Origin of the sequence: Synechocystis sp. CACIAM 05, from assembly GCF_010222815.1 — a bacterium.
Classification (GTDB): domain Bacteria; phylum Cyanobacteriota; class Cyanobacteriia; order Cyanobacteriales; family Microcystaceae; genus Synechocystis.
Genome location: NZ_CP019225.1, coordinates 1,103,342 through 1,116,743, shown reverse-complemented (window position 1 = coordinate 1,116,743; position 13,402 = coordinate 1,103,342). Strand labels below are relative to the sequence as shown.

Annotated in this window: 14 protein-coding genes and 1 tRNA gene; 10 read left to right on the top strand and 5 right to left on the bottom strand. The window is 49.0% G+C overall.

Features of this window, described 5'->3' with window-relative positions; all coding sequences use genetic code 11:
* Positions 1-55 precede the first annotated feature (55 nt).
* Both BWK47_RS05310 and recF read left to right on the top strand, forming a co-directional pair.
* A complete protein-coding gene (locus BWK47_RS05310; protein ID WP_257793047.1) occupies positions 56-1,717 on the top strand; it encodes an ABC transporter ATP-binding protein in 1,662 nt (553 codons plus the stop codon).
* 41 nt (positions 1,718-1,758) lie between these two features.
* Positions 1,759-2,913: a DNA replication/repair protein RecF gene (gene recF / locus BWK47_RS05305; RefSeq protein WP_162327848.1), complete on the top strand. Its 1,155-nt coding sequence runs from the start codon at positions 1,759-1,761 to the stop codon at positions 2,911-2,913.
* Positions 2,914-3,115: 202 nt separating this feature from the next.
* Here the strand turns inward: recF and BWK47_RS05300 are convergent, their stop codons facing one another.
* Positions 3,116-4,102 carry a 30S ribosomal protein S1 gene (locus BWK47_RS05300; RefSeq protein ID WP_162327847.1) on the bottom strand — a complete coding sequence of 329 codons (987 nt, stop codon included), beginning with the start codon at positions 4,100-4,102 and terminating at the stop codon, positions 3,116-3,118.
* 87 nt (positions 4,103-4,189) lie between these two features.
* The gene (locus tag BWK47_RS17240) at positions 4,190-4,321 is read right to left on the bottom strand and encodes a hypothetical protein (protein WP_257793039.1); all 132 of its coding nucleotides are present in this window, start codon (positions 4,319-4,321) and stop codon (positions 4,190-4,192) included.
* Positions 4,322-4,494: 173 nt separating this feature from the next.
* Here BWK47_RS17240 and BWK47_RS05295 point away from each other — a divergent pair, with 173 nt between their 5' ends.
* From BWK47_RS05295 to BWK47_RS05265, 7 genes are all read left to right on the top strand, one after another.
* Entirely contained in the window at positions 4,495-5,406 is a 912-nt protein-coding gene (locus BWK47_RS05295) for a M48 family metalloprotease (protein WP_162327846.1), read from the top strand.
* A tRNA-Leu gene (locus BWK47_RS05290) sits at positions 5,385-5,466 on the top strand. Before BWK47_RS05295 ends, BWK47_RS05290 begins: the two co-directional genes overlap by 22 nt.
* Positions 5,467-5,740: 274 nt before the next feature.
* Positions 5,741-5,929: a photosystem II reaction center protein PsbZ gene (gene psbZ / locus BWK47_RS05285; RefSeq protein ID WP_162327845.1), complete on the top strand. Its 189-nt coding sequence runs from the start codon at positions 5,741-5,743 to the stop codon at positions 5,927-5,929.
* A gap of 105 nt (positions 5,930-6,034) precedes the next feature.
* A complete protein-coding gene (gene ribH, locus BWK47_RS05280) occupies positions 6,035-6,532 on the top strand; it encodes a 6,7-dimethyl-8-ribityllumazine synthase (protein ID WP_162327844.1) in 498 nt (165 codons plus the stop codon).
* 94 nt (positions 6,533-6,626) lie between these two features.
* On the top strand, positions 6,627-7,532 hold the full coding sequence (queG, locus tag BWK47_RS05275) for a tRNA epoxyqueuosine(34) reductase QueG (RefSeq protein WP_162329618.1): 906 nt from the start codon (positions 6,627-6,629) through the stop codon (positions 7,530-7,532).
* A 35-nt stretch (positions 7,533-7,567) separates the two neighbouring features.
* A complete protein-coding gene (locus BWK47_RS05270) occupies positions 7,568-8,233 on the top strand; it encodes an HAD-IA family hydrolase (RefSeq protein ID WP_162327843.1) in 666 nt (221 codons plus the stop codon).
* 30 nt (positions 8,234-8,263) lie between these two features.
* Positions 8,264-9,460 (top strand): pentapeptide repeat-containing protein, encoded by a 1,197-nt coding sequence (locus tag BWK47_RS05265; RefSeq protein ID WP_162327842.1) that lies wholly within the window; start codon positions 8,264-8,266, stop codon positions 9,458-9,460.
* Between the two features lie 48 nt (positions 9,461-9,508).
* Here BWK47_RS05265 and BWK47_RS05260 read toward each other — a convergent pair whose 3' ends face one another.
* From BWK47_RS05260 to BWK47_RS05245, 3 genes are all read right to left on the bottom strand, one after another.
* Positions 9,509-9,841 (bottom strand): hypothetical protein, encoded by a 333-nt coding sequence (locus tag BWK47_RS05260; RefSeq protein ID WP_162327841.1) that lies wholly within the window; start codon positions 9,839-9,841, stop codon positions 9,509-9,511.
* A gap of 37 nt (positions 9,842-9,878) precedes the next feature.
* Positions 9,879-10,400, bottom strand: a complete 522-nt coding sequence (locus tag BWK47_RS05255; protein WP_257793046.1) for a cytochrome b — start codon at positions 10,398-10,400, stop codon at positions 9,879-9,881.
* Between the two features lie 434 nt (positions 10,401-10,834).
* Entirely contained in the window at positions 10,835-11,758 is a 924-nt protein-coding gene (locus tag BWK47_RS05245; RefSeq protein WP_162327839.1) for a carbohydrate kinase family protein, read from the bottom strand.
* 209 nt (positions 11,759-11,967) lie between these two features.
* On the opposite strand from BWK47_RS05245, the gene BWK47_RS05240 reads away from it, so the two are divergent.
* On the top strand, positions 11,968-13,386 hold the full coding sequence (locus BWK47_RS05240; RefSeq protein ID WP_162327838.1) for a DUF2079 domain-containing protein: 1,419 nt from the start codon (positions 11,968-11,970) through the stop codon (positions 13,384-13,386).
* Positions 13,387-13,402 lie beyond the last annotated feature (16 nt).

Sequence of the window (13,402 nt, the reverse complement as noted above, 5' to 3'; positions counted from 1 at the left end):
ATCCCGCTACTGGCTGTTAATCCCCTATATTCGTCCCCATCGGCGGACTATTGGGCTGGCTTTTCTCTGTACTCTGCTATTCACTGTTTTTTGGCCCATCCTAGCCTGGTTGGTGGGGCGCATGGCCAAATATATCGGTGCCGGGGATGTGCGCTCCATTTTAATCATGGCGGGGGTCGCAGCGGGGATTTTTCTGGTGCGGGGCATGGCCCAGTATGGGCAGGATACCCTCATGGCCAAGGCTGCCCTCAATATGGCGTTAACCCTGCGGGAACAGACCTATGCCCATCTGCAACGGCTAAGCCTGAGCTATTTTGAAGAAGCAAAAACGGGGGATTTGTCCTACCGGCTGACGGAGGACATTGACCGCATTGGGGAAGTGGTGAATAAGTTATTCCACGATTTTGTCCCTTCGGCGTTGCAACTGGTGGTGGTGTTTGGTTACATGTTCTATCTCAACTGGGCCCTGACCTGTGCGGTATTGGTAATTGCTCCCTTAATGGCGGTGCTAATTGGCTTTTTTGGAGAACAGTTATTAAAGTTTAGTCGCCGTAGCCAGACTCGCATTTCTAATCTGTCTTCTTTGTTGACGGAAACGTTGGGGGCCATCCGTTTAGTTAAAGCCTTTGCCGCAGAAGATTATCAGTTAGATTTATTCCGGGAAGAGGCCCAACAACATCGGCGATCGCAGTTTTTGGCCGAACGGATGAAGGCGTTACAGTTTGTCGTAGTGGGTTTTTTAGAAGCCATGGGGGTGGTGGTTTTATTTTGCCTGGCGGCTTGGCAAATTTCCCTCGGTAATTTAACTGGCATTGAATTTATTAGCTACGTCACCGGGGTAGCAATGTTGATTGACCCCATTAGTCACATCACCAGCAATTACAATTTGTTCAAACAGGGAGAAGCCTCCGTTGACCGCATTTTTGAAATTTTCGACCTGCAACCTTCGGTGGAAGATAGCCCCACGGCGATCGCCATTGACCATCTCCAAGGAGCGGTGGATTATGACCATGTGGACTTTGCCTATCTAGAAGATAAACCGGTCTTAAAAGGGATTAATTTACAAGCCCAGCCGGGGGAAATGATCGCTTTGGTGGGGGCTTCGGGGGCAGGCAAAAGCACCCTGGTAAACTTGTTGATGCGACTCCATAACGTGACTAGCGGCTGTTTACGTATTGACGGCCATGCCATTGATAGCATTACGTTGAAAAGTTTGCGGGAACAAATTGCCATTGTGCCCCAAGAAAATATCCTTTTTTCCGGCACGATCGCCCAAAATATTGCGTTCGGCAAAACTGATTTAGATTTGACAGCAATTGAGGAAGCAGCCCGCATTGCCAATGCCCACCAATTTATCACTGAATTAAGTCAAGGGTATTATACCTATGTGGGGGAACGGGGGGTTACCCTTTCGGGCGGCCAACGTCAGCGTATTGCCATTGCCAGGGCGGTTTTAAGAAACCCCAGCATTTTAATTTTGGACGAAGCGACTTCTGCCCTTGATTCGGAGTCGGAAGCTTTGGTGCAGGAAGCCTTGGAGCGTATTGTCCAAGAAAGAACTGTGTTTGTCATTGCCCACCGTTTAGCCACCGTGCGTAAAGCCACCCGGATTGTGGTGTTGGAAAGGGGGGAAATTGTCGAAATGGGTAGCCATCAGGAGTTAATGGAGCATCAAGGTCGTTATGCCCGTTTCCATGCCCAACAGTTTGCTTCCTAAGCTAAAAAATATTGCCAATTTTTGCCCCGTTTAGTTGGAAAATGTACCTGAAAAAACTCTATTTACGGGCCTTTCGCAATTACCTCGAAGAAGAGGTGGAATTTTCTGCTCAAAAAACCATTTTGGTGGGCAATAATGCCCAGGGGAAATCTAACTTATTGGAAGCGGTGGAACTGTTGGCAACGCTCAAAAGCCATCGCACTAGTCGGGATCAGGAATTGGTGCTAGACGGGGCGGCCAATGGGCAAATTAAAGCCTTACTGGAAAGGCAATACAGTGTGGCAGAGTTAGAAATTGACCTACGGCGATCGGGGCGGCGCAACCTACGCATTAACCAAAATCAATGTCGTCGTCAGTTGGATTTTTTAGGCTGTTTAAATGCGGTGGAATTTTCCTGTTTAGATTTGGATTTAGTCCGGGGAGCGCCCGATTGTCGCCGTCAATGGCTAGATACTTTGTTAACCCAGCTAGAACCCCTCTATGCCCATCTGTTGGGGCAGTACCAGCACATTGTTAAGCAAAGAAATGCTCTACTAAAAAGCCTACGACAACAATGGGAAACGGGACTAGCTTTGGGGGAAGAGTCGACAGCTTCTTTGGCACTCTGGGACCAGCAGTTGGTGGAAATGGGAACTAGGGTGGCCCGCCGTCGAGCGAGGGGTTTAGCCCGTCTTGCTCCTTTGGCCCAGGAATGGCACAGGCGCATTAGCGGTGGCAATGAAACCCTCACCGTGACCTATCAACCCAATGTCACCTGGGTGGGAGATGATCCGGAAGTCGTGCACCAGGCTTTTTTAGAAAGATTAGCCCAACGGCGATCGGCAGAATTACATCTGGGGGCAACGGTGGTGGGGCCCCATCGGGACGAAGTGGGGTTTGTCCTCGACGACACTCCCGCTAGAACCTATGGCTCCCAGGGACAGCAAAGAACTCTAGTCCTAGCATTAAAATTGGCGGAATTGAGCTTGATTGAAACGGTTATTGGAGAACCACCCCTGTTGTTATTAGACGATGTCTTGGCGGAATTAGACCTCGATCGCCAGGGGCAATTGTTAATGGCCATTGAGGATCGTTTTCAAACCCTGATCACCACCACCCATTTAGGTCGTTTTGATGACCGCTGGCGGCGATCGGCCCAGATTCTCAAAGTTAATGCTGGTCAACTGGAGGAACGGTGGCCGTCCGAAATTGATTAATGTTGTTCCGATAATAAAAACAAAGCCTCAACCTCTGTAGATTCTTCAGTGGTAATTGCTGATAGTTTTCAAAATGGCAAGAAAAAACCCTGAGCTTTAAGCTGCTCAGGGAAATTTGGCGATCACTATTGGGATTGATCTGATTGGATCTATAAATTCAGGCCCAGCCTAACTGTGCAAGCATTAGGCAGCCAATTGTTTATTATTCATCCACAGCGCTGACAGCCAGGGACTCATCTTCCTCATCATCGGTGTCATCAACGGAAGTGGGGGGCTCATAGGGAATGCCCTGGGCTTCTGCTAAACGTTTTTGCCGGAAAATTTCCGCCATTTCGTCCGCTTTTTCGTTGACAAGATCCCGGTCTTTCAGCATGGCACCGGGCTCCGGCTCCAATTGCTTGGTGGAAAGGGAAATCCGACCCCGTTCCGCATCCAGGTCAATAATCATCACCTTGATTTCATCGTTGACATTGAAGACGCTGTGGGGAGTATCAATGTGGTCGTGGGAAATCTCAGAAATGTGCAATAGACCGCTGACACCGCCGATATCGATGAAAGCACCGTAGGGTTTGATGCCCCGGACGGAACCCACCACTACCTGGGCCACTTCTAAACCGTTCATCTTCCGCTCTACCAGAGCCCGACGGTGGCTGAGCACGAGGCGATTACGCTCTTCGTCCACTTCCAAAAACTTCAGGGGCAGATCTTCCCCTACTAGATCCTCTTTCGCTTCCCGAGCGCTGATGTGGGAGCCGGGAATAAAGCCCCGCAATCCTTCAATTCTAACTAAGGCACCACCACGGTTTGTGGCAAAAACATTGGAGCGCACCGTGGCATCTTCTGCCTGGAGTTGTCTGACCCGTTCCCAAGCCCGCATATATTCAATGCGGCGGATGGAGAGGGTGAGCTGACCATCTTCGTTTTCATCGGTCAGAATGAAAAATTCCCGGGTTTCATTGGGCTGGAGCACCTCTTCAGGGTCATCCACACGGTTGATCGACATTTCCTGAATGGGAATGTAGGCGGCGGTTTTCGCCCCAATGTCAATCAGAGCCCCCCGGGACTCCATGCTAAAAACGGTCCCAGCGACAATGTCCCCAGGACTAAAGTGATAATCGTACTTGTCAAGAAGGGCGGCAAAGTCCTCGAGAGTGAATCCAATAGTTGCTGTAGAAGTTTGACTGACCATGTAAGTTTTAAGTCCTAATCCCTTAGTCTCCGTTTAGTGAATATGCGTGCCTCCTGTTACTTACCGTACAAGCCAGGATACAGACTCTCAATTATACAGTACGTGTTGGACAAAGGGGGCAAGACCACCACCGGGATGGACAATTTTGAGCGCCGTCTTCGGGCCGACTTTAGCCTCAGGCGATCGCCGGGTGAAATGGCGCTTAGGGTTTGTTTGCAAAATTCTCAGTTTGTCTCCCAAATTTCAAGGCAAAGGGAGAGTTTTCTCTAATTTTCCCAAAATTTAGAGATTGGGTGAGTTGCTCAAACCCGCCCTTTGATGTTGCCCGGGGGCCCTGGTTAATAGTTGCTGCCATAATGCCCTCCCGCTCGGAAAACAATAGAATTTGAACAGTGAAGTTAGGCCGAATTTTAAAAATGTCAGAATTCATGAGCAACTCCATTCCTCTGGTGGGATTAAAGGCAGACCATTTCCGCCATCCTTTAGACCAAATGGCCACCACTAACTTGAAGCAAATCCCCGGCCTAGACCTGATGGTGCGGGGACTGTTGGGATCTGTGGCAGAACAGTTTTTTGCCCTCAATAATTTGGCGGCCAGTGTCCGGGTGGGGGAAAAACAATTGCCCCATCTCCATCAACTGCTTTTGGATGCTTGTAAAACTCTCGACCTGGAAGCGCCGGAACTCTACATTCAACAAAATCCCCAACCCAATGCCTACACTTTTGCCATGCGAGGTAAAAAGCCTTTCATGGTGATGCACACTTCCCTGGTGGATATGTTGACTCCGGCGGAAATTCAAGCGGTGATGGCCCATGAGTTGGGACACCTCAAATGTGAACATGGGGTGTATTTAACCTTAGCTAACATTATGGTGTTGGCGGCGGGACTAATTCCCAACTGGGGAGCAGTGTTGACCCAATCCCTCCAGTCCCAGATGTTGGAGTGGGTGCGCTGTGCTGAATTTAGCTGTGACCGGGCAGCCCTGTTGGCGGTGCAAGACCCGAAAGTGGTGATGTCGGTGCTGATGAAGTTGGCCGGTGGTTCTCCCCAATTGGCTCCTTTACTAAACTTGGATGCTTTCATTGACCAAGCCCGGGAATACGATCGCCTGGGGGAAGATGAAATGGGGGCCATGCTGAAGAATATGCAGACCCAAAACCTGACCCATCCGGTGCCGGTACTCCGGGCCAGGGAAATTGATCGTTGGAGTGATTCCCAAACCTATCAAAACTTGCTCAAGGGCCGCAAAAATGCGTATAATCTGAACACCGAAGAAAATAAGGGCGGCTGGCGGAATTGGTAGACGCACCACACTCAAAATGTGGCGACTTCGGTCGTGAGAGTTCGAGTCTCTCGCTGCCCATCTTATAACTCAGGTGTAACCCAGTTTTGCCTTGGTCAACTTGTCCCTATTGGGATGAGTTCTTCCTACCCAACTTTCATTGACTGGGGAAGAATTTCTAGTCCACAACGGTAGGCGATCGCCTCTGGGTAATCCGCCCATGTGCTTCCCTCAGGGCACATATTTTGGTAGCTTACTTAGGGAAAGATTCAACGATAATATTTGCCCATATCAGCGACTGTCGAGGATTTCAGCCGGGGACAGTCTTGCTCAATTTATAAGGAGAAACTCTAAAATGTCCATTGTTTTTCAGATTGCGTTGGCGGCCCTGGTGCTTTTTTCCTTCGTGATGGTGGTGGGAGTGCCGGTGGCCTATGCTTCTCCCCAAAACTGGGACCGTTCTAAGCCTTTGTTGTACTTAGGTTCCGGCATTTGGGCCGTTTTGGTCATTGTGGTGGCCCTGTTGAACTTCCTGGTCGTCTAGGGGTGGCGATGGCCATATCCCGGTAATTTTCCCCATGGCCTGGGCTGTGGGGGATAGCCCCTAAAAACTTTGATTCACCGCTAACCCGATCTGGGGAACTATACCATGACAGTCTATGAAGGGTCGTTTACTCCTCCGGCCCGGCCATTTCGTTTTGCCCTTGTAATTGCCCGTTTCAATGACCTAGTAACGGAAAAGTTACTTTCCGGTTGCCAAGATTGCCTGAAACGTCATGGCATTGATGTGGATCCCGCTGGTACCCAGGTGGATTACATTTGGGTTCCTGGTAGTTTTGAGGTACCACTGGTAACCCGTAAGTTGGCGGTGTCGGGACAGTATGATGCCATTATTTGTTTAGGAGCGGTGATCCGGGGACAGACTCCCCATTTTGATTTTGTGGCCGGAGAAGCGGCCAAGGGCATTGCGGCGATCGCCAGCCAGACCGGGGTGCCGGTAATTTTCGGCATTTTAACCACGGACACCATGCAACAGGCCCTGGAACGGGCAGGCATTAAGAGTAACCACGGTTGGGGCTACGCCATGAATGCGTTGGAGATGGCCAGTTTGATGCGGGCCATGGCTCCTTTGACGGAAGCTAAGTAGTTGGTCTGGTTGTTAGTGGTTAATAAAGCTAATTTGTAGCTCCCAAACTTCATTTTTTCCTTTGCCCTTGTTCCAATCTCCCCTAGAAGAACGCATTAAAGCCCAAGCGTTGGCGATCGGTTTCCATCGGGTGGGCATTGCTCCAGTGTCAGAAACGGAGAATGATGAAGCCGCCCAAAGATTACAGAGTTGGATTGCCCTGGGCTATAACGCCGATATGGCTTGGATGGCTAATCCCAAACGGCAAAATATTCGGGAGCTTTTACCCTCAGCCCGGTCAGTAATTGCGGTGGGTTTGAATTATTACACTCCCCACCAGCGCAGTGGAGACCCCGCCCATGGCAAAATTTCCCGCTATGCCTGGGGAAGAGATTACCATCGGGTGTTAACTAAAAAGCTAAAAGCCCTTAATCTCTGGCTCGAACAACAGGTGCCAGATTTACAGAGCCGTTATTACGTAGATACGGGGCCCATCCAGGACAAAGCTTGGGCGGAACGGGCCGGTCTTGGTTGGGTGGGAAAAAACGGCAATTTGATCAGTCGGGACTACGGCAGTTGGCTATTTCTGGGGGAAATTGTCACTAACATCCCCCTCAACGGCGATCGTCCCCACAGTCAACATTGCGGCACCTGCACCCGTTGCCTAGAAGCTTGTCCTACCCAGGCCATTGTGGAACCCTTCGTGGTGGACAGTAATAAATGCATTGCTTACCACACCATTGAAAATCGGGCAGAAACCCTACCAACGGCGATCGCCGACAATTTGCAAGGTTGGGTGGCAGGGTGCGACATTTGCCAAGATGTGTGCCCCTGGAATCGGCGTTTTGCCCAACCCACCGATGTGGCGGATTTTCATCCCTACCAGAGCAATCTCAACCCAGAGTTAGAAACTTTGGCTAATATCACCGAAGCTGATTGGCAGCAACAGTTCACCGCTTCGGCCCTGAGGCGAATAAAACCAGCTATGTTACGGCGGAACGCCCAGGCTAATCTACAATGAAGGACTGACCAACTATTTGGCCCATCCTCCTCACCATGGCCATTAAAGCTGTATTGTTCGATTTTGACGGCACCATTGCCGATACCCACGATGCTTTTTTTGCCATCGTCAATCGCTTGGCAGACGAGTTTGGCTACCCAGCGGTGGATAAAACAGAGTTGGCCCGCCTAAAAAAACTAAGCTCCGCCGAAATTATCAAATATTCCCAAATTTCTCCGTTTAAAATTCCTTTTATTCTCAAGCGCTTCAAAAAAGAATTGGGCAAAGAAATCAAAGACCTCAAACCCTATGGTGACATTAAAGAAGTATTAACTCTGCTCAACCAAAAGGGCTACGTTTTGGGCATTGTCACTTCCAACTCCAAAGATAACGTACTATCATTTTTACACAACAATGGTCTAGAAGATATTTTTGCTTTTGTCAAAGCTGGCACCACCCTATTTGGCAAAAACCGCATTATTAATCGGGTGTTGAAGGAGCATAAGTTTGGAACTGATGAGGTAATTTACGTGGGAGATGAAACTAGAGATATCAGCGCCGCTAAAAAAAGTCAGTTAACGATGGTTTCCGTCGCCTGGGGATTTAGTCCACCGGCCATTTTGCAGGAATATGAGCCGGATTTTTTGGTACATCAGCCCAAAGAACTGCTTACGGCGATCGCCTCCTTGGATAACCACCGCTGGTATCCATTAAAATCCTAGGAATTGCCCTTGTCCTGAATAGTTTTGGCCATGCCCAATGAGTTGTCCAATTTACCTCCAGTCCTAGGGTCGGAGGACACCATTGCCCCCCGTCGTTCTTTGCCCCAATGGGTATTTCAAGAGTCCGTTGAACCGGCCATGCCCTGGTTACTAGTGGTTACAGTGGTGGGCATCGGGCTGGGTCTAATTTTCCAATCCCGTTGGTTGGGATTTACTTCGGCGATATTGGCCCTGATGTTTTCCCTCCAGGTCATTCTCCCCACCATCAAGTCCTGGGTACAGCATTATCTCACTGTTCAAGAGCGGCGTTCCCTACTCGGGGGTTTAGGTTTTATCCTGGCGATCGGTGCCCTAGCCCACTATCTAGGTGTCTACAGTTCCCTCAAATATTGGCTCAATCAGTTTAAATACGACGAATTTGGTTCCTGGGCGGAATGGGTGGGAGCCCTAGGGCAAATTATGATTGCTGTCCTAGCTGTGTACGTGGCTTGGCAACAATATGTCATTTCCAAGGATTTGACCATTCAGCAAAATCGTATTACCCAGCAACAAACCGTTGACGCCTATTTCCAGGGCATCTCAGACCTAGCTTTAAGTGATGAAGGCATGTTGGAGGATTGGCCCCAGGAACGGGCCTTTGCCGAAGGTAGAACAGCAGCAATCCTCGCCAGCGTCGATTCCGGTGGTAAAGCAAAAATTCTCCGCTTTCTTTCCCAATCCCGCTTACTCACTCCCCTAAAGCGGGACTATTACCTCGGTCGTCCTATTTTTGACGGCATGGGGGGTTACCAAGAGGACCGCATTCACGGCCTGAGGGTAATCAACCTGGGGGTGATGCTAGTGGCGGCGGATTTAGTCGGCCAGGATCTGCGCTGGGTGGATCTGAGCGAGATTTACCTCATCCGGGCAAACCTCAGCCAAGCGGATTTGGTCAAAGCTAATCTATCCAGGACGGTGCTATACGAGGCTAATCTTGATGGAGCTGACCTCAAGGGAACTAGGCTATTCTACGGCACCTGGGACCAGGCTAGTCCCCGCAGCCGCAACCATATTCCCAACTACGAAACCGGCGAATATACGGGCGCAGTGGTGGAAAATGCCAATTTTAGTAAGACTAAGAACATGAGTGAGGAGCAGAGGTGCTATTGCTGTGCCTGGGGAGGAACGTTAACCAGAAAAACTATCCCCGGCGGCTGTGAAGGAATCGAAAATCGTCTTGATCGATGAATGATTGAAAGAGCAAAAAGGTTAGGTAGAGAATTAATGAAACAATTTTCAACCTGTTAGCTTCTCCTGGGAATGAAGGGAATGATCGCCTTTGTTATTTGTTGCGGTTTGTCGCAGTAGGGCCAAGGAGTTGATGTACAAAATACAGCCCCCCAGGGCCCATACCCCTTCGGCAAAAACATTAATGCGGTGGGTCATTTCCCGGCTGTAAAGGTAATCTGCCCTAGCGGGGGAAGATCGACGAACTTCCTGTTGAACCAGGGCATTGGCCTCTTTTAAGCGGACCATATCCAGAACACTCCAAGCACCACTGACTATGGCCACCCCAGTTCCTACTCCCATGCCACCAATGGCGGACAGTCTGACAAAAAAGTTGAACATAATGCCAGTTGTGGTTGATTGACTTAAGACAAAAAAATTAGGTCTGCTGTTGAAATTTACCGATAAAGTTGACCCACCGTCGCCAATTAGCTCTGATTACTTTCCGGTAAGTTAGCATATGTATAACGATAAAAATTAGAAAAGTATAAGCTAACCAAAAATGGGCATTACGGCCAATTTCTACCATGGCTTCGTTTTGAGGAAAAATATCGGGCAATGTGATGGAGAAAAATCTGACATTATTGGCTTTAAAGGAATTTGAGAGTAAAAAGCCAGAAATTGGGATCACTCCCATAAATACATATAGGCTCAGGTGGAGAGTAAAGGTGCGCCACCAAGCCGGAGATAACTTTGGGGGACGTTTAGTATATTTACGCCACCAGACCTGTAAGAGGGTGAAAATTCGCCAGGTTAATAATGCCATGGTTAATATACCGATGGATTTGTGGAAGTCGTATAGTTCACTGCGTAAAAATTGTCCCCTTTCTAAGTTAACCATTAAAGTTCCAGTGCAAAAAACTATTAGATAGGCAAGGGCCATCCACCAATGGATTCGCATTAGTGACTTAAATGGGGAATTAAGCCTTGGCGAGCGTTTCTCTGCTTCCTTCTGTAATGGGAGAGGATTCATTGTCACTACGGAAAAGGGTTAGAATTTTACCGTTAACAATCGTATTTTTGACCATATTCTATACTTTTTCCGATGTTGACCGATGCGTTATGGGGGTGGAGTGTTCAATCGATTAGCCTAAAGGGGCTGTATTGATCGCACAAACCGCTGTAACTGCCGATGTTCTAATTCCAAAACCCGTCGGGCAAAATCAGGGTTATGGTCGAGAAAATCATCAAAAGTATGGACTGAGATGGCTAAAATGCGTGTTTTTTAGCTGGCCGCAACGATAGTATTTTCTGAATTGCTGTGGGCCAAGACTTCTAACTCATCCAACCCTTGTCCGGGTTGGTGGTCGGAGCCATTTCTTCTGCTCTTTTTTCCTATCTGGCGATCGCCCCAGGATGGAGAGTAGTGAAAGCTCCCATGGCACTGGCATAGGTCACCGCCTGGCAACTGAGGTGAGCGTCTGTGAATAATTTGTCCCCATGGATTAGGGCTTGGGCTAAAAATCCTGCCACAAAACTGTCTCCCGCCCCGGTGGTATCCTGCACATTGACCCTAAAAGCAGGCACTTCTCCATAGTTTTTGCCCAGGGAATAGGCACAACCTTTGTCCCCAGCGGTGACTAATACCCCCTGGAGGTGGGGAAATTTGTTGTGGATGGTGACCGGATCTTGGTAACCAAACAGCCAGACCGCTTCCTCGTCGGTACATTTCAAAATTTGGGCATGGGTAATCAGGGTGGGAATTCTTTCCTTTGCCTGCGCTTCATCGTCCCAAAAGACTGATCGCCAGTTGACATCTAAAAATATTTTGACCTGGTGCTTTTTCGCCAATGCCACTAACCGCTCCGTGGCAGTCCGACTGGGGGCATAGGCCAGGGCAATGGTGCCCATCACCAAATATTGAGCTGAGGTAAATAGGGATTCGGGAATGGCTTCTCCCTGCACCGCTGTGTCGGCAAAATCCCCGGTGTGATATTCCCCAAACCCAGCAAAATGGCGATCGCCGTCCCCTGTCCGGGTCACATAAACCAAACGGGTGGGCCGGTGGGGATCGATTTGGAGCCCATCGGTATTAACTTGACATTGCTGTAGAACATTTTTAAGTTCTTGTCCGGCCTGGTCTGCCCCCAAACGACCAACAAAAGCGGCGCTAACACCTTGTTTGACTAGGGCACAGGCCACATTGGCAGGGGCACCACCGGCGTAGTTAGTCCAGGATTTAACTTGTTCCAAGGGTACTCCCAACTGGTCTGCCAAACAGTCGAAGAGCATTTCTCCAAAACAGACAACCTCAGCCATGGATACTTAACCTGTTCCAAAATTCACTGCTAACTCCCTTTCATCCTAGCCTGGGGACTGAAAGAGCTTGCAAGGATCATGTTTGCCCAGTCCGCAATGGCAATTAAGCCCTCAGCCTTTCCGAATAGGGCAACAGGACGCCCTTGGTTTGCTAATGTTGGAGGAGTTTTGGCAAATTTTGCCCCGTTTTTAGCCGTACTTGAGTCACCATGGAAGTAAGCCAGAGCAAGCCTGAAGGATTTTTGCCCCCCCGTTCTTTGCTGGTCGGGATGGCGATCGGTGCAGTCATTCTCTTCATCTGTGCCACGGTGCGCCATTGGCTGTTCCAATCCACTGCTCTCGATTTGGGTTTCTTTGACCAGGCTATTTATCTGATCAGTCAGGGGGAATATCCCCGGGTTTCCTTTCGGGGTTTCCATATTTTGGGGGACCACGCCGCCTTTTTGGTTTATCCCATAGCCATTTTTTACAAAATTTATCCCTCCGTTTATTGGCTATTTTTCATCCAGGCGATCGCCTTAGCCTTAGGGGCTTGGCCCACTTGGCAATTGGCAAAACAAACGGGACTGGGGGAAAAAGAAAGTTTAACCATGGCCTTGGTTTATGGCCTATATCCCCTAATTTTTAACATCAATTTATTTGACTTTCACACTGAAGTAATCGCCGTACCTGCTCTGCTTTGGGCCGTGTGGAGCGCTAGGGCGAATAGGTGGGGGATTTTCTTAATTAGTTTAGTCACAATCTTGGCTAGCAAAGCAGTACTTTCCCTCACCGTATTTATGCTAGGCATTTGGTTATTGATCTGGGAAAGAAAAAGGTTAATGGGGCTCATTACCACCGTGGCGGGCATTGCCTGGTTTATCATTACCACCAAAGGTATTATTCCTGCCTTTAGCGGAGAGGAAGCGGCGGCGGTGGGTCGCTATAGTTTCCTGGGGGATTCCGTTGCAGAAATTATTTTAAATTTAATTCTTAAACCCCAAATCGTTTTAGGGATGTTGTTCACCCTGGATAATTTATTTTATTTGGTGCTATTAACTGCGCCGGTTATTTGGGGAATTTGGGGCAAAGCTTGGGCTATGTTTATCCCCGCCATTCCCGCCCTATTTGTTAATTTGGTCACCGATTATCTGCCCCAAAAAGATTTAATTCATCAATATTCATTGCCAATTTTGCCCTTTTTGCTCCTAGTGGTGATGACCCATTGGTATCAGGGCAGTAGTTGGTTAAAAAAGCCCCGGTGGATTATTCTCTGGACGGCGATCGCCTTTTTAGCTTTGGGGAAATACACTTATTTTTTCGGCCGGTATTGGCACCATTGGGGACAATTGGCTAACCTACAAGCGGCAGTGTCCTTAGTGCAACCAGGTGATCGGGTTTTAACTTCGCCCCACCTGGCGGCCCACCTGAGCCATCGACCAGACCTAGAATTAGCCATTGAAGCGGAAGCTCCCTTCGATCTGAACCGTTTTGATGCCGTATTGTTGCAGACTAACTACGCTGGTTGGGAAAATTCCCAGGGCACAGTGGAAGCCCTAGCCCACCAGGTGAGTCAGGATTCAGCTTTTACGCCAGAATATCAAGAGAACGAGGTAATTCTTTATCGACGGGCCCCTTCTATTCCCTAATTTCAGCTCCGGTTTC

Coding starts and splice junctions, on each gene's coding strand:
- recF (WP_162327848.1), top strand. CDS start 1,759: ATGTACCTGAAAAAACTCTATTTACGGGCCTTTCGCAATTACCTCGAA.
- BWK47_RS05300 (WP_162327847.1), bottom strand. CDS start 4,102: ATGGTCAGTCAAACTTCTACAGCAACTATTGGATTCACTCTCGAGGAC.
- BWK47_RS05270 (WP_162327843.1), top strand. CDS start 7,568: ATGGCCATTAAAGCTGTATTGTTCGATTTTGACGGCACCATTGCCGAT.
- psbZ (WP_162327845.1), top strand. CDS start 5,741: ATGTCCATTGTTTTTCAGATTGCGTTGGCGGCCCTGGTGCTTTTTTCC.
- BWK47_RS05255 (WP_257793046.1), bottom strand. CDS start 10,400: ATGCGAATCCATTGGTGGATGGCCCTTGCCTATCTAATAGTTTTTTGC.
- BWK47_RS05260 (WP_162327841.1), bottom strand. CDS start 9,841: ATGTTCAACTTTTTTGTCAGACTGTCCGCCATTGGTGGCATGGGAGTA.
- ribH (WP_162327844.1), top strand. CDS start 6,035: ATGACAGTCTATGAAGGGTCGTTTACTCCTCCGGCCCGGCCATTTCGT.
- BWK47_RS05245 (WP_162327839.1), bottom strand. CDS start 11,758: ATGGCTGAGGTTGTCTGTTTTGGAGAAATGCTCTTCGACTGTTTGGCA.
- BWK47_RS05265 (WP_162327842.1), top strand. CDS start 8,264: ATGCCCAATGAGTTGTCCAATTTACCTCCAGTCCTAGGGTCGGAGGAC.
- BWK47_RS05240 (WP_162327838.1), top strand. CDS start 11,968: ATGGAAGTAAGCCAGAGCAAGCCTGAAGGATTTTTGCCCCCCCGTTCT.